24 protein-coding genes are annotated in these 23238 nt (G+C 67.8%); 3 read left to right on the top strand and 21 right to left on the bottom strand.

Annotation, left to right across the window (positions count from 1 at the left end; genetic code table 11):
- The first annotated feature begins 146 nt into the window (after positions 1 to 146).
- Positions 147 to 1259: an ABC transporter substrate-binding protein gene (locus AC1VNX_RS05345; RefSeq protein WP_483155785.1), complete on the top strand. Its 1113-nt coding sequence runs from the start codon at positions 147 to 149 to the stop codon at positions 1257 to 1259.
- A 179-nt stretch (positions 1260 to 1438) separates the two neighbouring features.
- Positions 1439 to 2551, top strand: coding sequence for an ABC transporter substrate-binding protein (locus AC1VNX_RS05340; RefSeq protein ID WP_483155784.1), 1113 nt, complete (start codon positions 1439 to 1441; stop codon positions 2549 to 2551).
- 12 nt (positions 2552 to 2563) lie between these two features.
- Here AC1VNX_RS05340 and AC1VNX_RS05335 read toward each other — a convergent pair whose 3' ends face one another.
- The 14 genes from AC1VNX_RS05335 to AC1VNX_RS05270 form a co-directional block, all read right to left on the bottom strand.
- Positions 2564 to 2713, bottom strand: coding sequence for a hypothetical protein (locus AC1VNX_RS05335; protein ID WP_019656389.1), 150 nt, complete (start codon positions 2711 to 2713; stop codon positions 2564 to 2566).
- Positions 2714 to 2908: 195 nt separating this feature from the next.
- Entirely contained in the window at positions 2909 to 4603 is a 1695-nt protein-coding gene (locus tag AC1VNX_RS05330) for an MFS transporter (RefSeq protein WP_483155783.1), read from the bottom strand.
- Between the two features lie 190 nt (positions 4604 to 4793).
- Positions 4794 to 5441 (bottom strand): 2-hydroxychromene-2-carboxylate isomerase, encoded by a 648-nt coding sequence (locus tag AC1VNX_RS05325; protein WP_483155782.1) that lies wholly within the window; start codon positions 5439 to 5441, stop codon positions 4794 to 4796.
- On the bottom strand, positions 5438 to 5707 hold the full coding sequence (locus AC1VNX_RS05320; protein WP_483155781.1) for a DUF1289 domain-containing protein: 270 nt from the start codon (positions 5705 to 5707) through the stop codon (positions 5438 to 5440). Before AC1VNX_RS05320 ends, AC1VNX_RS05325 begins: the two co-directional genes overlap by 4 nt.
- Positions 5704 to 6192 carry a YbaK/EbsC family protein gene (locus AC1VNX_RS05315; RefSeq protein ID WP_126023736.1) on the bottom strand — a complete coding sequence of 163 codons (489 nt, stop codon included), beginning with the start codon at positions 6190 to 6192 and terminating at the stop codon, positions 5704 to 5706. Before AC1VNX_RS05315 ends, AC1VNX_RS05320 begins: the two co-directional genes overlap by 4 nt.
- A 47-nt stretch (positions 6193 to 6239) precedes the next feature.
- Positions 6240 to 6875: a LysE family transporter gene (locus AC1VNX_RS05310; protein ID WP_483155780.1), complete on the bottom strand. Its 636-nt coding sequence runs from the start codon at positions 6873 to 6875 to the stop codon at positions 6240 to 6242.
- A 34-nt stretch (positions 6876 to 6909) separates the two neighbouring features.
- Positions 6910 to 7830, bottom strand: a complete 921-nt coding sequence (locus AC1VNX_RS05305) for a hydroxymethylglutaryl-CoA lyase (RefSeq protein WP_483155779.1) — start codon at positions 7828 to 7830, stop codon at positions 6910 to 6912.
- A gap of 129 nt (positions 7831 to 7959) precedes the next feature.
- Entirely contained in the window at positions 7960 to 8256 is a 297-nt protein-coding gene (locus AC1VNX_RS05300) for an acylphosphatase (protein ID WP_483155778.1), read from the bottom strand.
- Between the two features lie 15 nt (positions 8257 to 8271).
- Positions 8272 to 9441, bottom strand: a complete 1170-nt coding sequence (locus AC1VNX_RS05295) for an acyl-CoA dehydrogenase family protein (RefSeq protein WP_483155777.1) — start codon at positions 9439 to 9441, stop codon at positions 8272 to 8274.
- Entirely contained in the window at positions 9438 to 10667 is a 1230-nt protein-coding gene (locus AC1VNX_RS05290; RefSeq protein ID WP_483155776.1) for a CaiB/BaiF CoA transferase family protein, read from the bottom strand. The genes AC1VNX_RS05295 and AC1VNX_RS05290 overlap by 4 nt, the downstream gene beginning before the upstream one ends.
- Positions 10668 to 10854: 187 nt before the next feature.
- Complete coding sequence (locus AC1VNX_RS05285; protein ID WP_126023742.1) at positions 10855 to 11871, bottom strand: Bug family tripartite tricarboxylate transporter substrate binding protein; 1017 nt, start codon at positions 11869 to 11871, stop codon at positions 10855 to 10857.
- A 31-nt stretch (positions 11872 to 11902) separates the two neighbouring features.
- A complete protein-coding gene (locus tag AC1VNX_RS05280) occupies positions 11903 to 12298 on the bottom strand; it encodes a cupin domain-containing protein (RefSeq protein ID WP_301509842.1) in 396 nt (131 codons plus the stop codon).
- A complete protein-coding gene (locus AC1VNX_RS05275; RefSeq protein ID WP_483155775.1) occupies positions 12295 to 13044 on the bottom strand; it encodes an IclR family transcriptional regulator in 750 nt (249 codons plus the stop codon). Before AC1VNX_RS05275 ends, AC1VNX_RS05280 begins: the two co-directional genes overlap by 4 nt.
- 96 nt (positions 13045 to 13140) lie before the next feature.
- Positions 13141 to 14061 carry a 2-hydroxyacid dehydrogenase gene (locus AC1VNX_RS05270; RefSeq protein ID WP_483155774.1) on the bottom strand — a complete coding sequence of 307 codons (921 nt, stop codon included), beginning with the start codon at positions 14059 to 14061 and terminating at the stop codon, positions 13141 to 13143.
- Positions 14062 to 14156: 95 nt separating this feature from the next.
- Here AC1VNX_RS05270 and AC1VNX_RS05265 point away from each other — a divergent pair, with 95 nt between their 5' ends.
- Positions 14157 to 14471: an EthD family reductase gene (locus AC1VNX_RS05265; protein WP_483155773.1), complete on the top strand. Its 315-nt coding sequence runs from the start codon at positions 14157 to 14159 to the stop codon at positions 14469 to 14471.
- Between the two features lie 19 nt (positions 14472 to 14490).
- Here AC1VNX_RS05265 and yfcF read toward each other — a convergent pair whose 3' ends face one another.
- The 7 genes from yfcF to AC1VNX_RS05230 all read right to left on the bottom strand — a co-directional run bounded on the left by yfcF (position 14491) and on the right by AC1VNX_RS05230 (position 23130).
- Positions 14491 to 15123: a glutathione transferase gene (gene yfcF, locus AC1VNX_RS05260; protein WP_483155772.1), complete on the bottom strand. Its 633-nt coding sequence runs from the start codon at positions 15121 to 15123 to the stop codon at positions 14491 to 14493.
- A gap of 57 nt (positions 15124 to 15180) precedes the next feature.
- Entirely contained in the window at positions 15181 to 16134 is a 954-nt protein-coding gene (locus AC1VNX_RS05255; RefSeq protein ID WP_483155771.1) for a DUF4349 domain-containing protein, read from the bottom strand.
- Between the two features lie 72 nt (positions 16135 to 16206).
- The gene (locus tag AC1VNX_RS05250; protein ID WP_483155770.1) at positions 16207 to 18219 is read right to left on the bottom strand and encodes an acetyl/propionyl/methylcrotonyl-CoA carboxylase subunit alpha; all 2013 of its coding nucleotides are present in this window, start codon (positions 18217 to 18219) and stop codon (positions 16207 to 16209) included.
- A 110-nt stretch (positions 18220 to 18329) separates the two neighbouring features.
- Positions 18330 to 19004: a DUF4126 domain-containing protein gene (locus AC1VNX_RS05245; protein WP_483155769.1), complete on the bottom strand. Its 675-nt coding sequence runs from the start codon at positions 19002 to 19004 to the stop codon at positions 18330 to 18332.
- A gap of 25 nt (positions 19005 to 19029) precedes the next feature.
- Positions 19030 to 19830, bottom strand: a complete 801-nt coding sequence (locus AC1VNX_RS05240; protein ID WP_483155768.1) for an enoyl-CoA hydratase/isomerase family protein — start codon at positions 19828 to 19830, stop codon at positions 19030 to 19032.
- Between the two features lie 10 nt (positions 19831 to 19840).
- A complete protein-coding gene (locus tag AC1VNX_RS05235) occupies positions 19841 to 21463 on the bottom strand; it encodes a carboxyl transferase domain-containing protein (protein WP_483155767.1) in 1623 nt (540 codons plus the stop codon).
- Positions 21460 to 23130, bottom strand: a complete 1671-nt coding sequence (locus tag AC1VNX_RS05230) for an AMP-binding protein (RefSeq protein WP_483155766.1) — start codon at positions 23128 to 23130, stop codon at positions 21460 to 21462. The genes AC1VNX_RS05235 and AC1VNX_RS05230 overlap by 4 nt, the downstream gene beginning before the upstream one ends.
- Positions 23131 to 23238 lie beyond the last annotated feature (108 nt).

Genomic DNA, 23238 nt, shown 5'->3' with positions numbered 1-23238 from the left:
TCGTGACGGGCTTGCGCACTACGTCACAAGGTCGGTGGCTGCGCAGGGGTTTGTCCGGATGGAGTTCAAAACACTTTCAGAAACAAATAGCACATTTGTTTTCACGTTCGCCCAACCGGGCGCCGGCATTGCCTCGAAAGGACTCCATGACGAAAACGCGCACGCTCTGCGCCGCCGCCCTGCTGGCCTTCAGCGCACTGGGCGCGTCTGCCCAGATCCTGATCGGCCAGACCGCCGGCATGACCGGCTCGGTGGCCGCGAGCGTGAACGAAACCATCGGCGGCGCACAGCTGGTGATCGACGCGGTCAACGCGCAGGGCGGCATCCACGGCGAGAAGATCGAAGTGCTGCGCATGGACGACGGCTTCGACGTGAAGCGCGCCAGCGAGAACGCGCGCGTGCTGATCGAGGAAAAGAAGGTGCTGGCGCTCTTCATGAGCCGCGGCACACCGCACTCGCAGGCGATCATTCCCTGGCTCGACAAGAACGACGTGGCGCTCATCGGCCCTTCCACCGGCGCGATGGCGCTGCACAAGCCGCTGCAGAAGCACGTGTTCAACGTGCGCGCCACCTACCAGCGCGAGGCCGAGAAAGCGGTGCAGCACCTGCTGACCATCGGCCTCACGCGCATCGCGGTGGTGTACGTGACCGACTCCTTCGGCTCCGACGCGCTCGAAGGCGCGATGACCGGCTTCAGCAAGGGCAAGGCCAAGCCGACCGTGACCATCCCGGCCGACCGCGACAAACCCGACTACAAGGCCATCGTGCCCGCCATCAAGGACGCCGACGCGCAGGCGGTGGTGTGGATCGGCTCCGGCGTGGCCGTGGTCGACGGCATCAAGGCGCTGCGCGCGGCGGGCTCGGCCGCGCAGGTGGTCACGCTGTCGAACAACGCCTCCTCGGGCTTCATCAAGCAGTTGGGCGACGCCAGCCGCGGCGTGATCGTGACACAGGTGTTCCCCAACGAGCGCTCGCTGGGCCATCCGATGGTGAAGGAAGCCCTGGCTCTCGCGCAGGCCAAGGGCCAGTCGGAGCTGTCGCCGGCCGCGCTCGAAGGTTTCGCCTCGGCCAAGGTGCTGGTGGAGGCGCTGCGCCGCGCCGGCCCGAAGCCCACGCGGGCCAGGATGGTGGCCGCCCTCGACAGCCTGCGCGGCTACGACCTGGGCGGCGGGCTGGAGGTGAGCTACTCGCCCACCGACCACAGCGGCATCGATTTCGCGGACCTGTCCATCATCAGCGACGGTCGCTTCAAGCGTTGAGTCCCCGCCCCCCGAGGGCGAGTTTGAACGGCCCGCCGGCCTGTCCGGCGGGCCGCTTTTTTCCGGGCGCTGGAAACCTTGGTTTGACAGGGTTTGCGCGAGCTAGCGATATGTGACGTTCGGCAACACATTACACAGTTTCTGACAGAAGCAACCGCTTCCTGGAAAGGCTTTGCTCGATGAAGAAGACGTTCACGTCCTGCGCCGTTGCGCTGCTCCTGGCCATGGCGGCGCCGGGCGCGGCGGCCCAGATCCTGATCGGCCAGTCGGCCGACCTCTCGGGCCCGGTGGCGGCCAGCGTCAAGGAAACCATCATGGGCTCGCAGCTGGTCATCGACCAGGTCAACGCCCAGGGCGGCATCAACGGCGAGCAGATCGAGGTCATCCGCATGGACGACGGCCTCGACGCCAAGCGCTCGCTGGAGAACGCGCGCGTGCTCATCGAAGACAAGAAGGTCGTCGCGCTGCTGCTCAACCGCGGCACGCCCAACACGCTCGCGGTGATCCCGCTGCTCGACAAGTACGGCGTGGCACTGGTCGGCCCCTCCACCGGCGCGATGGCGCTGCACAAGCCGCTGCAGAAGAACATCTTCAACGTGCGCTCCACCTACCAGCGCGAGGCAGAAAAGGCGGTGCAGCACCTGCAGACCACCGGCATCCAGCGCATCGCCGTCGTGCAGGCCGACGACTCCTTCGGCAAGGACGCGATGGAAGGCGCGAACAAGGGCTTCGAGAAGGCCAACCTGAAGCCGGCCGTGGTGGCGCTGGCAGATCGCAGCAAGCCCGACTACGCAGCCATCGTGCCGCAGCTCACCAAGGCCAACGCGCAGGCGGTGCTGTGGATCGGCTCGGGCACGGCCGTGACCGACGGCATCAAGGCGCTGCGCGCTGCCGGCTCGGCGGCGCAGATCATCACGCTGTCGAACAACGCGGCCTCGGGCTTCATCAAGGAACTGGGCTCGGCCAGCGCGGGCGTGATCATCACGCAGGTGCTGCCCTACGAGCGCTCCTTTGGCCATCCGCTCATCAAGGAAGCGCTGGCGCTGGCCAAGGCCAAGGGCCAGAACGATCTTTCTCCCGCGCTGCTCGAAGGCTTCGTCGCCACCAAGGTGATGGTGGAGGCGCTGCGCCGCACGGGGCCCAAGCCCACGCGCGCGAAGCTGATCGCCACGCTCAACAGCTTCCAGTACGACGTGGGCGGCGGGCTCGACATCAGCTACTCGCCGACCGATCACACTGGCATCGACTACGTCGATCTGTCGATCGTGAGCGACGGCAAGTTCAAGCGCTAGCCGCGCCCGGCCTCACTTCGGCGCGGCGGCGGGTGCCGGTTCGTGCGTGGTGGTGTCTCCGCCATGCTTCTCGCCCGACATGTCGACCTTGTCACCGGCCTTCGAGATCACGTACAGGGCAATGGCGGCGAAGATGACGAAGCCGACGACGAGTTTCCACATGGGTTTTGTCTCCTGGATGGTTCAAGAAAAAGGCCTCATGCGGTCGGCATGAAGCCTCTTTGTTGAACAGGCAGAAAAGGCGATCTCGGTATTTCGCAAGGAACACCGCGGAACCGGCTTTGCCGGGCCGCAGGTGTTGCCCCCTCGGAGAGGGGGTTGGCGAAGCACACGAAGTGCGCGAAGCCTGGGGGTCAGTCAATCATTGGCGTAGATGTCGACGTCCTTCGTCTCGCGGATGAACAGCGTACCCACCACCAGCGTGATGCCGGCGATGATGATCGGATACCACAGGCCGTTGAACATGTTGCCGGTGGAGGCCACGATGGCGAAGGCGGTGGTCGGCAGCAGGCCGCCGAACCAGCCGTTGCCGATGTGGTACGGCAGGCTCATCGAGGTGTAGCGGATGCGCGTGGGGAAGAGCTCCACCAGCATCGCGGCGATCGGGCCGTAGACCATGGTCACCAGCAGCACCAGCCAGAACAGCAGCACGATCGTCAGCACCTTGTTGATCTTGGCGGGATCGGCCTTGGTCGGGTAGCCGGCGACCTTCAGGTCTTCGGCCACGCCCTTCTTGAAGGCGGCGATTTCCTTGACCGAGTTCTCGTCGAACTTCGAGTTCACGACGTTGCCGATGGGCGCCTCGACCGACTTGTCGCCGATCTTCACGACGGCCTTCGAGCCCGGCGCGCCGGCCACGTTCTCATAGCTCACCGAGTTCTGCACGAGGTAGCGCTTGGCGATGTCGCAGGAGCTCTTGAAGTCGATCTCGCGCGCCACCGGGTTGCCCTGGAACGAGCAGGTCGCCGGATCGGCCGTCACCGTCACTCCGGCGGTGGCCTGTGCGCGGGCCAGGTCGGGGTTGGCGGCTTCGGTCAGCATCTTGAAGACCGGGAAGTAGGTGACCACGGCCAGCAGGCAGCCGGCCATGATGATCGGCTTGCGGCCGATCTTGTCCGACAGCGTGCCGAACACCACGAAGAAGGGCGTGCCCAGCAGCAGCGCGGCGGCGATCATCAGGTTGGCCGTGGTGGCGTCGACCTTGAGCTGCGCCGTCAGGAAGAAGAGCGCGTAGAACTGGCCCGAATACCAGACCACCGCCTGGCCGGCCGTGAGACCGACCAGCGCCAGGATCACGATCTTCAGGTTCTTCCACTGGCCGAAGGACTCTGCCAGCGGCGCCTTGGAGGTCTTGCCCTCTGCCTTCATCTTCTGGAAGGCGGGCGATTCCGACAGCGTCAGGCGGATCCACACCGAGATGCCCAGCAGCAGGATCGACACCAGGAACGGAATGCGCCAGCCCCAGTCGTTGAAGGCCGCTTCGCCCATGAACTCGCGCACGCCCAGGATCACCAGCAGGCTCAGGAACAGGCCGAGCGTGGCGGTGGTCTGGATCCACGAGGTGTAGGCGCCGCGCTTGCCGTGCGGCGAGTGCTCGGCCACGTAGGTGGCTGCACCGCCGTACTCGCCGCCGAGCGCAAGGCCCTGCAGCATGCGCAGCGCGATCAGGATCACCGGCGCCGCGACGCCGATGGTCGCGTAGCTCGGCAGCAGGCCGACGATGAAGGTCGACAGGCCCATGATCAGGATCGTCACCAGGAAGGTGTACTTGCGCCCGATCATGTCGCCCAGGCGGCCGAACACGATGGCGCCGAACGGACGCACCAGGAAGCCCGCCGCGAAGGCCAGCAGCGCGAAGATGAAGGCGGCGCCCGCATCAAGACCGCTGAAGAACTGCTTCGCGATGATCGCGGCCAGCGAACCGTAGAGGTAGAAGTCGTACCACTCGAACACCGTGCCCAGCGAGGAGGCGAAGATGACTTTCTTCTCCTCCGAGGACATGGGCCGGGGGGCCGGATGCGGCACTCCCCTCGAATCTAGTGTGGCTGCCATTGGTCGTCTCCTGTGTGTATGCGTTCATTTCGGTGCCCGGTATCCGGGACCGTGAAGGCATTCTTGGAGACGCGACTGACCCGAGCCTTTCGCGAAACTGAACCGGCGCTTACGGTTTAGGGTGAAACCCGCGCAGCGCGTTTCAGCTTGTAAGAAATCGGGGCCTTTACCGCCTTGCTCGGGTTTGTCCTCAGCCCTGTTTGCTGCTGCGCAGCAAGGCCGGCCGCTGGTCCGCCGAGGCCCACTCCGGGCCATCGAACCAGGCATCGCCCGACAGGTAGGCGCGCAGCATCTGCAGGCCGTCGAAGCCCCAGAACAGGCGGCCGTCGACCACGTAGGTCGGGGTGCCGAACACGCCCTGCCGCAGGGCTTCGTCGGTGTTGCGCTTCAGCAGGGCCTTGCTCTCGTCGCTGTTCGCGTCGCGCTTCGGCTTGAGCTGCGCGGTGAGCGCGGCAAGGCGCGCGGGGTCGCCGGCTTCCTCGCCGCCGCGCCACACATGGCGGAAGATGGTCTCGGCCACGAGGCGGCTGATGCTGCCGTCGTCGCCCGTGGACACCGCCAGCCGCAGGTGCGCCAGCGGGCTGTAAGGATGCGAAGCGGGCATCCGGATCTCGATGCCGTGCGTGTGGCCCAGCCAGAGCACGTGGCGGTAGGTCCAGCTGCGCTTCGACGGGATCTCCGCCGGGCCGAGCTGGCCGTGCTGCTTCAGCAGCGCGCCCAGCAGCACCGGCTTGTAGGCCACGCTGTAGCTAAGCCCTTCGAGCGCCTCGGGCAGGTGCTCGAAGGCGAGGTGCGCGTAGGGCGAGATGAAGTCGAGATGGAAGTCGATGTGCTTCATGCGCTGCTGTCTCCTGCATTCGTTTCAGGCATGCGCCAGATGCCGGCCTTGGCCCGCAACTCTATCGCCCGCCACACGTGGCGCCGGGTCTCGTCTTCCATCTTGCTCCAGCCCGCGATCTCGGGGATGGTGCGCAGGCAGCCTTCGCAGATGCCGCTCAGGCGGTCCATGCGGCACACCGAGCAGCATGGCGAGGGAACGTCCTCCTCCATGGCCTGCACGGCCACCGCGCGGCCGGCCAGCGTTTCAGCTTCGGCGAAATTCACACCACGTCGGCCACCGGCGCGCCGGTGAGCTTCTCGAGGTCGTGCGGTCGCAGCTGGAACACGGCATGCGGATGGCCGGCGGCGGCCCAGATTTCCTCGAAGCGGAAGAGCTCGCGGTCGATCAGCACCACGGGCGGCGTCAGGTGGCCCACGGGCGAGACGCCGCCGATGGTGAAGCCGGTGCGCGACTTCACGAAGTCGGCATCGGCGCGGCCGGTCTTGCCGACCAGCGCGTCGACCTTCTTCTCGTCCACGCGCTTGTCGCCCGAGGTGATGACCAGCACCGCCGACTCGTCGCTCTTGCGCCTGAAGATGATGCTCTTGGCGATCTGCCCGACCGCGATGCCGAGCGCGTCGGCAGCCTGCTGCGCGGTGCGGCAGGCGTCGTCGAGCATGCGTGGGGAATGGGGGTGGCCGGCATCCTGCAGGGCGCGGGAAACGCGCTGGACGCCTTCGGGGAGGTTATGGAGTTCGGATCCGCACATGGTGGCTTCGAATCTATCAGGCCGCAGGGCGGTGAAGGCCGGCCCCGTCAGGCGCTGCGCTTGAACAGGAACAGCATCGCGCCCATGGCCATCAGCACACCGCCGAAGACGCGGTTCTGCGCCCGCCGTGCCCGCACGCTGCGCAGCATGCCCTGCAACCGTGCGGCCGGCCAGGCATAGCCGTGCATCACGGTCACGTCGACCATCACCGTCGTGGCCAGCAGCACCAGCAGCTGCAGCCACAGGGGCCGCGTCGGCTGGATGAACTGCGGCAGCACGGCGGCCATGAAGACGATGCCCTTGGGATTCGTCACGTTGGTGAGGAAGCCGCGCAGCACCCGCTGCGGCGCCGTCAGGTCGGGCTCGGCCGCCCCCGTCGCGTCGCCCTCGATCTTCGCGACGGGTGCGCGCCACTGGCGCCAGCCCAGCCACAGCAAATAGCACGCGCCGACCACTTTCACGACCAGGAACGCGCTGGCCGAGGCGGTGAGCACCGCGCCCACGCCGAGGCCGGCCACCAGCAGGATCACCGCGAGCCCCAGCTGCAGCCCCACGATGGTCGCGGTGGTGCGCCGCACGCCGTAGCTGAGCCCATGGCTCATGCTGAGCACCGCGCCCGAACCGGGCGACACCGCGATGACGCAACTGGCCACCAGGAACGCAAGCCACACATGCAGATCCACCGACTACTCCCGTCTACCCGTTCAATTCAGCGATTCAGCCGGCCCGCTTGGTGCGGATGGCCTTGGAGGCGCGCGAGTTCGGCTCGCGGCCCAGCGCCTCGCTGATGTAGACACCCGCGTCGATCAGCCTGTCGAGGTCGATGCCGGTCTCGATGCCCATGCCGTGCAACATGTAGACCACGTCTTCCGTCGCCACGTTGCCGGTCGCGCCCTTGGCATAGGGGCAGCCGCCCAGGCCGGCCGAGGACGACTGGAAGTTCCACACGCCCAGCTCGAGCGCCGCCAGCGTGTTGGCGAGCGCCTGTCCGTAGGTGTCGTGGAAGTGGCCGGAAATGGCGTCGACATCGAAGTGCGCCAGCGTGGCTTCCATTGCCGCCTGCACCTTGCGCGGCGTGCCCACGCCGATGGTGTCGGCCACGTCCACGCGCTGCACGCCGATGCCCTTCATCAGCCGGGCAAGGTAGCCGACCTTGGCCGGCGCGATCTCGCCCTCGTAGGGGCAGCCGACCGTGCACGACATCGCGCCGCGCACCTGGATGCCCTTCTCGAGCGCAGCGGCCACCACGGGTGCGAAGCGCTCGATGCTCTCGGCGATGGAGCAGTTGATGTTCTTCTGGCTGAAGGCCTCGCTCGCGGCGCCGAACACCACGATTTCGTCGGGCCACTCCTCGCGCGGCGCGGCGATGGCCGCCTCGAAGCCCTTCATGTTGGGCGTGAGCACCGAGTAGCGCACGCCGGGCTTGCGCCGGATGCCGTGCATCACTTCGGCGTTGTCGGCCATCTGCGGCACCCACTTCGGGCTCACGAAGCTGGTGACCTCGATCTCCTTGAGGCCCGCGTCCTGCAGGCGATGCACGAGGCCGATCTTCACTTCGGCGGAAACGGGCTGCTTTTCGTTCTGCAGGCCGTCGCGCGGGCCGACGTCGACGAGCTGGACTTTGGTGGGGAGTTTCATGGGATGTCTCTTGTATCGCTGGAGGATGGAAGACCGCCCTGGATTGTCGGCCACATGGAAATCCCCTGCCTGGTACAGAAGCCGGGGAAGGTAGCAATGCGCGCCTGCGAGGTTGCAAATGGCGCCAGCCTAGGCCGTTTCCCTCTGCTCGAAGCCATCGGGCACAACCTGCGCCGCGATGGCACCAGTCGGCTCGCCAACGTCGACCGCATCGACGCGCGCGCCTTCCGGCCCCTGGTGCGCCCAGCGGATCAGCTCTTCCACCGCAGAAGCCTCGCCGGCCGCAAGCGCTTCCACGCTGCCGTCGCGCCGGTTGCGCACCCAGCCTCGCAGGCCGATCCGCTTCGCCGCCTGCACCATCGACCAGCGATAGCCCACGCCCTGCACGAGGCCTCGGATGGCGAGATGGCGGATGACGGTGCTCATGACTTGAGAGAGAGGTCAGTACGACTTGGGCAGCCCCAGCGCCTTCTCGGCGATGAAGTTCAGGATCATCTGCGGGCTGACGGGCGCAATGCGCGGGATGTAGCTCTCGCGCAGCAGCCGCTCCACATGGTATTCCTTCGCGTAGCCCATGCCGCCGAGCGTGAGCACCGCGTTCTGGCAGGCGTCGTGCGCCGCCTCGGCCGCAAGGTACTTGGCGGCGTTGGCCTCGATGCCGCAGGGCTCGCCCGCGTCGTAGAGCGTGGCGGCCCTGAGCATCATCAGGTCGGCCGCCTCCAGATTGGCCCAGGCGCGCGCCAGCGGATGCGCCACGCCCTGGTTCTGGCCGATGGGCCGGCCGAACACGACGCGCTCCTGCGCGTACTGCGAGGCGATGCGCAGTGCCGCGCGGCCGATGCCGATGGCTTCCGCCGCGATCAATATGCGCTCGGGGTTGAGGCCGTGCAGGATGTATTCGAAGCCGCGCCCTTCCTCGCCGATGCGGTCTTCTTCCGGCACTTCGAGCCCGTCGATGAAAAGCATGTTCGAGTCCACCGCCGCGCGGCCCAGCTTGTGGATCTCGCGCACCTCGACCTTGCTGCGGTCCAGCGGCGTGTAGAACAGCGTGAGGCCCTGCGTGGGCTTCTTCACCTGGTCCAGCGGCGTGGTGCGCGTGAGGATCAGCATGCGGTCGGCCACCTGCGCGGTCGATATCCAGATCTTGCGGCCATGCAGCAGGTAGCCGCCATCGGGCTGTCGCAACGCCTGCGTCTTGAGGCTGGTGGTGTCGAGCCCCGCGTCGGGCTCGGTGACTGCGAAGCAGGCCTTCTCGGTGCCCGCGATCAGCGGCGGCAGGAAGCGCTGGCGCTGATCCTCGCTGCCGAACACCACCACCGGGTTGAGCCCGAAGATGTTCATGTGTACCGACGATGCGCCCGACATGCCGGCGCCCGATGCGCTGATGGCGCGCATCATCAGCGCCGCCTCGGTGATGCCCAGCCCCGCGCCACCCTGCGCCTCGGGCATGGCGATGCCGAGCCAGCCGCTCTCCGCCACGGCGCGGTGGAACTCGTGCGGGAACACGGCGCGGTCGTCGTGGTCGCGCCAGTAGTCGGCGGGAAAGTCCTCGCAGAGGCGTTCGATGGCCGCGACCAGCGAGCGCTGGTCTTCGTTCAGGGAGAAATTCATTCTTCGCCGTCTTTCTTCAATGAGTCCGGTTGCAGCGTGACGCCGCGTTCAAGCATGCGTTCGATGGCCTCGTCGCCGTAGCCCGCTTCGCGCAGCAACTCCACGCTCTGCTCGCCGATGCGCGGCGTGGGGCGGCGGATGGCGGTGGGCGTGGCGCTGTAGCGGCCGACCGGCGCGAGGGTGCGGATGCGGCCCTCCGTGGGATGGTCGAGCTCGGGGTAGAAACCGACGGCGCGCAGGTGCGGGTCGTCGAGCAGGCTGTCGGTGGTGTGCAGCCGCGCGACGGGAATGTCCGCGGCATTGAGCGCGGCAAACCATTCGTCGCTGGTGCGCGTGGCCATCACCTCGGCCACGAAGGCGTAGACCGCGCCGATGTTCGCGGCGCGCGCGGTGTGCGTGCCGAACATCGGCGAGCTGCGCAGCTCGGGCCGGCCGATCACGTCGAAGAAGGCCTGCCAGTGCTTGTCGTTGTAGATGAGCACACTGAGGTAGCCGTCGGCCGTGGCGTAGGGCTTGCGATGCGGTGCGAGCAGGCGCGCATAGCCGGTGGGGCCGAGCGGCGGCTCGAAGCTGTGGCCGCCGAGGTGGTCGCCCATGACGAACTGCGACAGGGCTTCGAACATGGGCATTTCGACGGCCTGGCCCTTGCCGGTGCGCTGGGCATGCAGCACGGCGGCGAGCAATGCGATGGCGGCTTGCAGGCCCACGGCGCGGTCGGCCAGCGTGACGGGTGCGTAGCGCGGCGCGCCGCCGCTTTGCTGCGCGAACAGCGAGGCGACGCCCGCTGCACCTTGGATGAGGTCGTCGTAGGCGGGCTTGCCGGCATAGGGCCCCTGCTCGCCATAGCCGAAGGCGCCGAGGTAGACGATCTTCGGGTTGACCGCAGCCACGGCTTCATAGCCGAGCCCGAGCCGTGCCATCGCCTGCGGCCGCGTGTTGTAAATCAGCGCATCGCACCCCGCCGCCAGCCGCAGGCAGGCCTCGCGGCCCTCGGGCTGCTTGAGGTCGAGTGCGATGGAGCGCTTGTTGCGGTTGAGGTGCATCGCCATCGCGCCCATGCCCGGGTTGCGCATCGGCCCGACGGCGCGCAGGTTGTCGCCGCCGGGCGGCTCGACCTTGATGACGTCGGCGCCGAGGTCGCCGAGCGTCTGCGTGGCGTAGGGGCCCATCACCACGGCCGTGAGGTCGAGGATGCGGATGCCTTGGAGAGGTCCGGAGGAGTTCATGTCTTCGCTCCTTCCCCCTCTGGGGGAAGGCTGGGATGGGGGCAGGCAGGGCGCGCGATGGAGGCGCCGTTCGCCCTCACCCCCACCCTCTCCCCGAGGGGAGAGGGAGTCATGCAGCCCTTGTCTTGCCCCCTCTCCCGCTGGCGGGAGAGGATTGGGGTGAGGGTGAGGACCGCGGCGCGCAGCTTCATTCGGGCTGTATCCCCGCGGCCTGGATCAGCTTCTTCCACTTCGCCAGCTCCGACACGGTGAAGGCGCCCAGCTCCTCGGGCGTGCTGCCGAAGGCGTCGAAGCCCAGCTTCGCCACGCGCTCGCGGAAGACCGGGCCGTTGGCCATGTCGGCCAGCACCTTGTTGAGCTTGAGCACGATGTCGCGCGGCGTGCCGGCCGGCGCGAACACGCCGTTCCAGGAGGTGATGTCGAAGCCTTTCAGCTCCGGCGTGTCGGCCAGCGGCGGCAGTTCGGGAAAGAGCTTGGTGCGCTCCTGCGTGGTGACGGCGATCGCACGCATCTTGCCGGCCTTCACCGTGGCCAAGCCCGCGGCGAGGTCGACCACCATCATCGACACCTGCCCGCCTATCAGGTCGGCGATGGCCGGCGGCGTGCTCTTGTAGGGCACGTGCAGCATCGGCACGCCGCTCATGCGCGAGAGCGTGGCGCCGCTCACGATACCCGTGCTGTTGCCGCTCGCGTAGGTCAGCTTGCCGGGATGCGCGCGGCCCCAGGCCAGCAGCTCGGCCACGCTTTTGACGGGCAGGTCGTTGTTGACCACCAGCATGAACGGCAGGTTGCCCATGCGGCTGACGGGCGCGAAGTCTTTCACCGGGTCGTAGGGCAGCGACTTCATCAGGCTCGGGTTGGCCGAATGCGTGGTGTTGGTCGTCATGAACAGCGTGTAGCCGTCGGGCGCCGCCTTGGCGACGTACTCGGCCGCGATCACGCCGTTGGCGCCCGCCCTGTTGTCGATGATGACCGAGGCCTTCAGCGCATCGCCGAGCATCTGCCCCGCGATGCGCGCCACCGCGTCGGTGCCGCTGCCGGCGGCGAAGGGCACAACGATGCGTATGGGCTGCTTCGGGTAGCCGTCCTGCGCGAAGGCCCAGGGCATGGCGCCCGCGAGGCCCGCGGCGGCGCCGATGGAAATGAAACGGCGACGGTTCGCCATCGCGGCCGGTTGCCCGGTCGCGTTCTTCGTTGTCTGCATGGTTTGTCTCCGGTTGTTGTGTGGCGTCGCTTCAGGGCCGGATCACGCGCTCCGGCGATTCCTCGTAGGGCGGGCTGTAGATCACCAGCACGCGCACCGGCTCGTCGCTCACCACGGTGAAGGTGTGCATCGCGTCGGCGGGAAAGAAGCAGCTGTCGCCCGGGTGCAGCTCCTGCCGCTGGCCGCCCACCTCGGCGACCGCGCGGCCTTCGAGCATGTAGCAGACCTGCTCGATGCCCGGGTGCGCATGCGGCAGCGCGCCCTTGCCCTTCTGGATGTGGCCGACCAGCACTTCGAGCTGCCTGGCGCCCACGGTCTCGGGGCCGATCAGGCGCTTGTTCAGCGTGCCCGTGTGGTTGGCGGGGTGGTAGCCGGCGATCTCGGCCTCGCGGACGAAATAGCGGGGGGCTGCTGTGGTCGTTGTCATCGGGGGCTTTCGTTCTTGGGTTCGATGGCGAGGCAGGCGGAACGCAGCATCGCGGCGATCTCCTCGATGCGCGCCTCCATGCGGTAGCGCGGGCCAGCGACGGAGATGGCGTAGGCCTCGCCGCCGATGCGCAGCGGCCAGGCCAGGCCGATCAGGTCGGGAATGCTCTCGCCGAGGTTGCCGAACCAGCCGCGCGTGGCGGAGCGTTGCAGCTCGACCTCGATGGCGTCGGCAGTGGTGAGCGTGGCGTCGGTCAGCGGCGCGAGAGTCGCGCCTTCGAGCAGCCGGCGGCGCTCGTCGGGGGCGAGCGTTGAAAGCAGCGCGCGGCCGATGGAGTTGGCGTAGGCCGGGCGCGTCTCGCCCGACTCGGCCGTGTAGCGGATGCTCTGCGGCGCGCTCAGCACTTCCAGGTACACCACCTGCCCCGCGTCGCGGAACTTGCCGAAGACCACCGTCTCGCGCGCCGCGTCGCGCAGCTCCTCGAGCGTGGCCTTCACCCGGTCGAGCACCGGGTCGTGGGCGGCGATGACCTGCGCCATCGCGAGGAGCCGGCCTGTCGGGTAGTAGCCCTGGCGGCGGCCGGTCTCGTACATGTAGCCCTGCTCCTCGAGCGTGCGGATCAGGCCCAGGCAGCTCGACACCGGCATGTCGAGCAGGCGCGCCATCTCCGAAAGAGCCAGCGGCTGCTTCTCCCGGGCGAAGAGTTCGACGATCTCGATCACCCGAAACGCAGTTTTCACAGTCATGAAAAGATTTTCATACTTGTGAAAAATCAGTGTTTCAGGGTTTCCCCTGCCCGCGATGCACTCCGGCGGGTCCGGAGGGAGGACGCGCCCCCGTCGTCAGTAGCCGCGCGCCGGATCGACCACGCCGGCGATCGGCAGCCCCTGCTCCATCGCGCGGATCTTCCCGGCGATCTGCGCGATGGACTCCTCGCGCAGCGTGCGCGCCGAGCCGTGCGGTGTCACCGTGATCTTCGGGTGGCGCCAGAAGGCGTGGTCCGAGGGCAGCGGCTCGACCTGGAACACGTCCAGCGTCGCGCCCGCGAGCCGGCCGGCGTCGAGCAGCGGGATCAGGTCGTCTTCCACCAGATGGCCGCCGCGCGCGATGCTGATCAGGTAGCCCTCGGGCCGCAGCTTGCCCAGCGTGTCGCGATTGAGGATGCCGCGCGTCGCCTCGGTCAGCGGCAGCAGGTTGACCAGCACGCGCGTGGACGACAGGAACTCGTCGAACTGCGCCTCGCCGCTGAAGACGCGCACGCCCTCGATCTCCTTGGGCGAACGGCTCCAGCCCAGCACCGGGAACTCGAACTGCGTCACGGCCTTCGCCACGCGCTCGCCGAGCACGCCCAGGCCCATGATGCCGACCGGGAAGTCGCGCCGAAGCTTCGGCTTGCGGTAGCTCCACTTGCCCTCGCGCGCATCGGCCTCGTAGGCGTCGAACTCGCGGAAATGGCGAATGAGCGTGTGGCAGACGTACTCGGCCATCTGCACCGACATGCCGGCGTCGTCGAGCCGCACGATGCGCGTGTGCGCCGGCACCTTGAGCTTGAGCAGCGCGTCGACGCCCGCGCCGATGTTGAAGATGCCGCGCAGCTTGGGCTGCTCGTCGAGAAACTCCTGCGGCGGCGCCCAGACCACCGCATGGTCGGCCTGCGGCGCGCCGGGCTTCCAGGCTTCGATGACGGCATCGGGGAGTTCGGCCTTCAGGCCTTCGATCCAGGGTTCGGGACGGTTGTCGGTGAGGTAGACGGTGATTCGCATGGGCACGCATCTTAGGTCGCGCCCGCGTCGCCGTCGGCTTGTGCGGGCACTGGCCATCTCCTATCCTCGAACGCCGACCTCAGGAGACTCTTGGAATGATCAAGTTCAGCGTGATGTACCCCCACACCCCCGGCGCACGGTTCGATCACGACTACTACCGCGACAAGCACATGCCCCTGCTCAAGGCCCGCATGGGCGACGCATGCCTCTCGTACACCATCGACAAGGGCCTGTCCGGCGGCGCGCCGGGCTCCGCGCCCGCCTACGTCGCCATGTGCCACGTGTTCGCAGAATCGGTCGAATCATTCCTGAAGGCCTTCGGCCCGCACCAGAAGGAGGTCAGGGACGACGTGAAGAACTACACCGACATCGTGCCGCTGACGCAGATCAGCGAAGTGGTGGTGGGCTGACCGAGAGAGCCCCGCCGCCTCAGCGCGGCGGCCGCTCCAGCGCCACCCAGCGCTGCACCGAGGGCCGCTGCCACTGCCTGTCGGCATACGAGGCCAGCCGCTGTGGCACGGCATCTCCGTTCATCACAAGGCGGTTGAGCATCAGCGCCAGGTCGACATCGGCGATCGACCAGTCGCCGAACAGGTTTTCCGCACCATCCGCCAGCAGCGCCTGCGCGACCTGGAAGAGCGTCTTCGCCGCGCGGTGCGCCGCCGTCGACAGCGGCGCACTGGCCGGGCCGTAGAAGATCACCTCGGTGGGGCGCTCCTGGCGGATCGGCATCAGGTCGCTGCGAAGCCAGGCCTGCAGCTGGCGCGCGCGGGCCCGGTTGCGCGGCCCGCAGGGGTACAGCGCCGTTCCCGTCGCGAAGTTCTCGTCGATGTACTCGGTGATGGCTGACGACTCCGACAGGGCGAAGTCGCCGTGCACCAGCGTCGGCACGCGCTGCGTGAGCGACAGCTGCGAGAAGCCGGCCGCGCGGTGCTCCAGAGCCCCCAGGTCGACGGCTTTCATGTCGAAGGCAAGCTGCTTCTCGTGCAGTGCCACGAACACCGACATGGCATAGGGACTGGCGAACTGGGCGTCCACGTAGAGACGCAGCGGATCCGACATCGGGAAAGGCTCCTGAGTAAGAAAAAGGGACTAGAACCAATCCCTCCCCGATCTTACTTACTTGGCCGCGGCACGGCGGCGACGCCACAGCACGCGTGTCAGCCATCCCAGCGGCAGCACCACCAGCAGCAGCCACGGCAGCACCGCCGCGACGAAGGTGATGAGCGAGCCCACGCTCTCCGCCAGCACCGAGCCGGCGTTGCGCAGCGCATTGCGCATCGGGCTGTAGCCGTCGCCGCTGCTCACCAGCGCGCGCTTGGCCGTGAACTGGATCTGGATGTGCTGCTTGCTGGTCTGCTGCGCCAGCACCTTGCGCTGCGTGGCGATGGCGTCGAGCTCGGCCTGCGTGTCGGACAAGGTGCGCTGGATGGCCAGCAGGTCGGTCATGGTTCGCTTGGTGACGGTGTCGCGCAGCATCGCGCGCAGGCTGTCGCGGAACTCGGTGCGATTCCTGATCCGGGCTTCGACGTCGATCACCTCGGCGGTCTTGTCCTCGCTGGTGGTGGTGTGCGAAACCACACTGGCCACGCCCGCCAGGCCGCCGAGCAGCCTCTCGACGTCGGCGGGCTCCACGCGCATTTCGAGCGTGGCGTTGCCGGGCTGCTGCGGCGTCTCGCGCAGCAGGGAGGACGACAGCAGCTCGCACTTCAGCGTGCCGCACAGGTCGCGCACCTTGCCCCAGGCATCGGCGAGCTGATCGGCAGGCACCTCGACGTTCAGCTCCTGGCGCACGGCCAGGAAGCGCTGCAGGGGCGTGCCGTCCTGCTGCTGGTCGGTGGCCGAAGGCGCTGAAGCCGGTTCGGCCGAGCGCATGCGCTGCTCTTTCATGACCATGCCGCCGCCGTAGCCGGCCGCGGCCTGCATCGGCGCGGGTGGAGGAGCCGGCTCGGAGAGCACATTGGCTTCGCCGTTGTTGCGGCCGCAGCCGGCCAGCGAGAGCGCGGCGGCCAGGGCCAGCAGGGCAATGCCCGCATGGCGGCGGACGGAGAAAGTGGGCATGCGATAGGTCATGGAAGGAGTTCCCCTGGATGTTGACTACCGCAGCTCATACGGGCGGGCGCCCGCAACGGGGTTAACTTTTTTTCAGGCTGCCGCAGCGGCTGCGGCGCTCATCCGCAGCAGCTCGTCGCCCTCGGCCACCTGCTCGCCCGGCGCGAACATCAGCTCCTCCACCGTGCCGTCGGCCGGCGCGGCGATGGTGTGCTCCATCTTCATGGCCTCCATCACCGCCAGCGGCTGGCCACGGCTGACCTTGTCGCCGGCCTTGACCGCGAAGGACACCACCTTGCCAGGCATCGGCGCGGTGAGGCGGCCGCCCTCGGCGTGCGTGTCGCCGGCATGGGCCAGCCTGTCGATGGCGGTGATCTTCGTCGCGCCCTTCGAGGCGAAGACATGGGCCACGGCGCCGTCGAGGTGCACGTCGAGCGTCTGGCGGCTGCCGGCGAATTCCACCTCGAACTCGCCGCTCGGGAACTGGCCGATGACCAGCGGGCCCGCGGCACCACCGGCCTCGAGCCAGAGGCCGCCGTCGCGCTTGTAGGTCAGCAGCGCGGTCTGCTCGGCACCCCGGAACTCGAAGTCGAAGTGGCGCCGGTACTCGCCCAGCGAGCGCCAGCCATCGCGCCGCGCGAAAGGATCGGGCATCTTCGAGGGCCACTCGGTGATCAGCGTGCGCGTGATCGCGGCGGCGGCAGCCAGCGGCAGCCCCAAGGGCTCGCGGTCGAACAGCACGGCACGCTCGCGCTCGATCAGCGCTGTGTCGAGATTGGCCTTCGAGAACGACTCGGTCGCCAGGATGCCGCGCAGGAACTGCACGTTGGTGGCCACGCCCACGATCTGCACCTGCGCCAGCGCAGCATCGAGCCGGGCCAGCGCCTCCTCGCGCGTGCTGCCGTGCACGATGAGCTTGGCGATCATCGAGTCGTAGAAGGGCGAGATCTCGCCGCCCTCGCGCACGCCGTCGTCGATGCGCACACGGCTGCGCTGGAAGGCGGTGGCTTGCGGCTTGCGGTACACGCGCAGCGTGCCGGTGGCAGGCAGGAAGTTGTTGTCGGGGTTCTCGGCGCAGATGCGCGCCTCGATGGCGTGGCCATGGATCTGCAGCTCAGACTGCTTCGCCGGCAGCGCCTCGCCCGAGGCCACGCGCAATTGCCATTCGACGAGATCCTGACCCGTGATGGCCTCGGTCACCGGATGCTCCACCTGCAGCCGCGTGTTCATCTCCATGAAGAAGAAATTCATCTCGCCGCCCTCTCGCTGCTCGACGATGAACTCGACGGTACCCGCGCCCACGTAGTTCACGGCACGCGCAGCAGCGACAGCGGCCTCGCCCATCTGCTTGCGCATCGCCTCCGCCATGCCCGGCGCGGGAGCCTCTTCGAGCACCTTCTGGTGGCGCCGCTGCACCGAGCAGTCGCGCTCGAACAGGTAGACGTAGTTGCCGTGCGTGTCGCCGAACACCTGGATCTCGATGTGGCGCGGGCGCTGCACGTACTTCTCGATCAGCACCGCGTCGTCGCCGAAGCTGTTGATGGCCTCGCGCTGGCACGAGGCGAGCGCGGCGGCGAAGTCCTCGGCCTTGTCGACCGCGCGCATGCCCTTGCCGCCGCCGCCAGCGCTGGCCTTGATGAGCACCGGGTAGCCGATGCGGTCGGCCTCGCGCTGCAGCAGCTGCGGGCTCTGGTCGTGGCCGTGGTAGCCGGGCACCAGCGGCACGCCGGCCTTTTCCATCAGCTGCTTCGACTCGGCCTTCAGGCCCATCGCCTTGATGGCCGAGGGCGGCGGGCCGATGAAGACCAGGCCCGCGTCGGCGCAGGCCTGCGCGAACTCCTCGTTCTCGCTCAGGAAGCCGTAGCCCGGGTGCACCGCCTCGGCGCCCGTGGCCTTGGCGGCCTCGAGGATCTTTTCCCAGCGCAGGTAGCTGTCTTTCGGCGCGCTGCCGCCCAGGTGCACCGACTCGTCGCAGGCGCGCACGTGGTTGGCATGCGCGTCGGCGTCGGAGTACACGGCGACCGTGCGGATCGCCATGCGGCGGGCGGTGGCGGCAACGCGGCAGGCGATTTCGCCGCGATTGGCGATCAGGATTTTTTTAAACATGGTGGACTTTCGCGGTGAAATCGCCTGCGCACGCTGCGCGTGCCAGGCAATTTGGCTTCGCCACTGCGCCGCTTCGCGGCTGGTCACCGCGATTGGCGATCAGGATCTTCTTAAACATTCGGAGTGTCTCCCGGAGGATTCTTTTTCAGTTGGAACGCCGGCACCACGCCCGGATCGGGCCGGCCGCTGAAGATGCGGGCCACGCGGGAGAACAGCGCCTTGAGGAAACGCCAGCTCTTGCGGATGAGCCACACGCTCGCCACAAGCACCAGCACGAAGAGCACGAGAAAGACGAAGGGATGCGCCACCGCGAGCCACAGCCCCGCGGGCACCATCGTGTCTTCCACCAGCGAGGCGCCGACGTTCGAGAACGGCTCGGGCGAGGTGTTGATTGCCGCGCGCGTCGTGGCCTTGGCCGCATGCGCCGTGGCCGCGAAGCTGCCGCCCAGCAGCGCCGCGACGATGGCCATCACGCCATGGTCCACGCCGAACACGCTGGCCGCGAGCGCCGCGCCCGCCGGAATGCGGATGGCCGTGTGCACCACGTCCCACAGCGAATCGAGCCCCGGAATCTTGTCGGCGAAGAACTCGATGAACACCATGAAGCCGCTGGCCGCGATCACCACCGGATGCGCCAGCATCTGCAGCCCGCCCGGCAGCGGCACCCAGCCGAAGTAGCCGGCCAGGCCGGTCAGCAGCACGACCAGGTAGAGCCGCACGCCGCTGGCCCAGCCGATGGCGGCGGCGAGCGCGAGCAGCTGCGGCATGTCGAGGGTGGTGTTCATGGCGCGACCTCCGGAGGATGGGGCTTCAGGACTTGTTCGCTTCGAGCCACGAGGGCTTGCGCTTCTGCAGGAAGGCCTGCACGCCTTCGCGACCTTCGTCGCTCGCGCGGATGTCGGCGATGCCCTCGACCGTCTTCGCGATCAGCGCATCGTCGATCTCGCGGCCGGCCACGTCGGCGATCAGCTGCTTGCAGGCGCGCACCGCGGCAGGGCTCGCACCGGTCAGCGCCTTCAGCAGTTCGTCGACCTTCGCATCGAGCGCGTCGGCGGCCACCACTTCATGCACGAAGCCGATGCGATGCGCTTCGGCCGCGGTGAAGCGTTCGGCCGTGAGGAAGTAGCGCCGCGAGGCGCGCGTGCCCATCGCGCGCAGCACGTAGGGGCTGATGGTCGCGGGCACGAGGCCGATCTTCACTTCGCTCAGGCAGTACCAGGCGGTGTCGACGCTCACCGCCATGTCGCAGGCCGCCACCAGTCCCATGCCGCCCGCGTACACGTCACCCTGCACGCGTGCGATGGTGGGCTTGCGGCACTCGGCGATGGTGCGCAGCATCTCGGCCAGCTTGCCCGCGTCGGCGATGTTCTCGTCGCGCGTGTAGTCGGCCATGCGGCGCATCCAGTTGAGGTTGGCGCCCGCGCAGAAGGCCGGGCCGTTCGCGCCCAGCACGATCGCCTTGACCTGCGGCGCCGCGCCGGCTTCGGTGAAGGCGCGCGTGAGTTCGGCGATGACGATGTCGTCGAAGGCGTTGCGCGCATCGGGCTGGTCGAGCCAGATGCGGGCAATGGGGCCGTCGAAGCCCAGTTGCAGCTTGGTGTATTCGCTCATGCCAGCTTCCTCACATCCGGAAGATGCCGAACTTCGGCTCCGGCACCGGCGCATTGCGCGCGGCCGCGAGGCCCAGCGCCAGCACGCGGCGCGTGTCGGCCGGATCGATGATGCCGTCGTCCCACAGCCGCGCCGTGGCGTAGTAGGGGTGGCCCTGGTCCTCGTACTGCTGGCGGATCGGTGCCTTGAAGGCTTCTTCCTCTTCCTTGCTCCAGCTGCCGCCCTTGAGCTCGATGCCGTCGCGCTTCACAGTGGCGAGCACGCTCGCGGCCTGCTCGCCGCCCATCACGCTGATGCGCGCGTTGGGCCACATCCAGAGGAAGCGCGGGCTGTACGCGCGGCCGCACATGCCGTAGTTGCCGGCGCCGAAGCTGCCGCCGATGATGATGGTGAACTTGGGCACGTTGGCCGTGGCCACGGCGGTCACCATCTTGGCGCCGTGGCGCGCGATGCCTTCGTTCTCGTACTTGCGGCCCACCATGAAGCCGGTGATGTTCTGCAGGAACACCAGCGGAATCTTGCGCTGGCAGCACAGCTCGATGAAGTGCGCGCCCTTCTGCGCCGACTCGGAGAAGAGGATGCCGTTGTTGGCCACGATGCCCACCGGCATGCCTTCGATCTCGGCGAAGCCGCACACCAGCGTGGCGCCGAAGCGCGCCTTGAACTCGTGGAACTCGCTGCCGTCGACGACGCGCGCGATGATCTCGCGCACGTCGAAGGGCTTGCGCGTGTCGGTGGGGATCACGCCGTAGAGCTCCTCGCGCGGGTACGCGGGCGCGCGCACCTCGGCCTTGACAGGAGTCTCGGCCGCCTTCGCATTGAGGTTGGCCACCGCCGAGCGCGCGAGCGCCAGCGCATGCAGGTCGTTCTGCGCGAGGTGGTCGGCCACACCCGACAGGCGCGTGTGCACGTCGCCGCCGCCCAGATCTTCAGCAGTCACGACCTCGCCCGTGGCCGCCTTCACGAGCGGCGGGCCGCCCAGGAAGATGGTGCCCTGGTTCTTCACGATGATCGATTCGTCGCTCATCGCCGGCACGTAGGCGCCGCCGGCCGTGCACGAGCCCATGACCACCGCGATCTGCGGGATGCCCTGGGCGCTCATGTTGGCCTGGTTGTAGAAGATTCGGCCGAAGTGCTCGCGGTCGGGAAACACCTCGTCCTGGTTCGGCAGGTTGGCGCCGCCCGAGTCGACCAGGTAGATGCACGGCAGGCGGTTCTGCTCGGCGATCTCCTGCGCGCGCAGGTGCTTCTTCACCGTCATCGGGTAGTAGGTGCCGCCCTTCACCGTGGCGTCGTTGCACACGATCATGCAGTCCACGCCGTTCACGCGGCCGATGCCCGCGATGATGCCGGCGCCCGGTGCCGACTCCGCGCCCTTGCCGTCGAGGTACATCGCATGCGCGGCCAGCGGCGCGATCTCGAGGAAGGGCGTGCCCGGGTCCAGCAGCTCGGCCACACGGTCGCGCGGCAGCAGCTTGCCGCGTGCGGTGTGCTTGGCACGCGCGGCCTCGCCGCCGCCCTGCTCCACTTTCGCGAACTGGGTGCGCAGGTCGTCGACCAGCGCGCGCATGGCGGCGGCATTGGCCTGGAAGTCCGCCGAGCGGGCGTTCAGTTTGGTTTCGAGTTGGCTCATGCTGTTTTTTCTTGGCTAAGGCCGAGTTGCTCGGTCATCGCATCGCGGATCTTGAATTTCTGGATCTTGCCGGTCACCGTCATCGGGAACTCGCTGACGAAGCGGATGTACTTGGGCACCTTGTAGTGCGCGATCTGGCCCTTGCAGAACTCGCGGATGTCGTCCTCGGTGGCGCTCTGGCCGGGCTTGACGATGATCCAGGCGCACAGCTCCTCGCCGTACTTGCGGTCGGGCAGGCCGACCACCTGCACGTCCTGCACCTTCGGATGGCGGTACAGGAACTCCTCGATCTCGCGCGGGTAGATGTTCTCGCCGCCGCGGATCACCATGTCCTTGATTCGCCCGACGATGTTGACGTAGCCCTCGGCGTCCATGGTGGCGAGGTCACCCGTGTGCATCCAGTGCTCCGGGTCAATGGCCTCGCGGGTCTTGGTTTCGTCGTCCCAGTAGCCGTGCATCACCGAATAGCCGCGCGTGCAGAGCTCGCCCGACTTGCCCGGCGGCATCACGGCACCGGTCTCGGGGTCGACGATCTTCACTTCGAGGTGCGGCTGCACCGTGCCAACGGTCGACACGCGGCGGTCCAGCGGCGTGTCGGTGCTGCTCTGGCAGCTCACGGGGCTGGTCTCGGTCATGCCGTAGGCGATGGTGATCTCGCTCAGGTGCATCTGGCTGACCACGCGCTTCATCACCTCGATGGGGCACGGCGAGCCGGCCATGATGCCGGTGCGCAGCGTCGACAGGTCGAACTCCTTGAAGCGCGGATGGTCGAGCTCGGCGATGAACATGGTGGGCACGCCGTGCAGCCCGGTGCACTTCTCGGCCTGCACCGTCTCCAGCACGGTGAGCGGATCGAAGCCGTCGTTCGGATACACGATGGCCGAGCCGTGCGTGAGGCAGGCCAGGTTGCCCAGCACCATGCCGAAGCAGTGGTACAGCGGCACCGGAATGCACAGCCTGTCGGCCGGCGTGAGCTTCATGCACTCGCCGATGAAGAAGCCGTTGTTCAGGATGTTGCGGTGCGTGAGCGTCGCGCCCTTGGGAAAGCCGGTGGTGCCGCTGGTGAACTGGATGTTGATCGGGTCGGTAGCCTTCAGCGTCTTCTGCACCTGCGCGACACGCGGGTCGTTGGCGTCGCCGCTGGCGAGCAGCTGCGAAAAGCGGCGCATGCCCGGCTGCTCGGCGCCCTCGCCCGGCTTCGCGTCGATCCAGAAGGTGTGGGCCAGCTGCGGCAGCTTCGCCGGGCCCAGCTCGCGCAGCATGCCGAGGTAGTCGCTGGTCTTGAACTGCGCCATCGTCACCAGCGCCTTGCAGCCGACCTTGTTGAGCGCGTATTCCAGCTCCGAGGTGCGGTACGCCGGGTTGATGTTGACGAGGATCAGGCCGGCCTTGGCGGTGGCGATCTGCATCAGCACCCAAGGCACGTTGTTGTGCGACCAGATGCCGACGCGGTCGCCGGCCTTCAGCCCGAGGCCGAGCAGCGCGCTGGCGAGCTTGTTGGACTCGGCCTGCAGTTCACGGTAGGTGAAGCGCAGGCCTTCGTGGCGGCTGATGAGCGCCTCGCGGTGAGGCTGCCTGGCAACCATGTCGTCGAAGAAGTCGCCGATGGGTTGTTCGATGAGGGGGACGTCGGTGGCGCCTTGGGCCATGCTCTGCGTCAGGGGCATCGTCTTGTCTCCTGGCTTGCTCCCTCTCCCCTTGGGGAGAGGGTTGGGGTGAGGGTGCCGGCCCTTGATGAAGCGCGGCGCCCGACTCGATCACCGCTGCCCTCACCG

This window comes from Variovorax sp. TLI9-5A (genome assembly GCF_056867935.1).
Note: the sequence above shows the minus strand (reverse complement) of the source record. Positions and strands in the feature narration are given on the sequence as shown.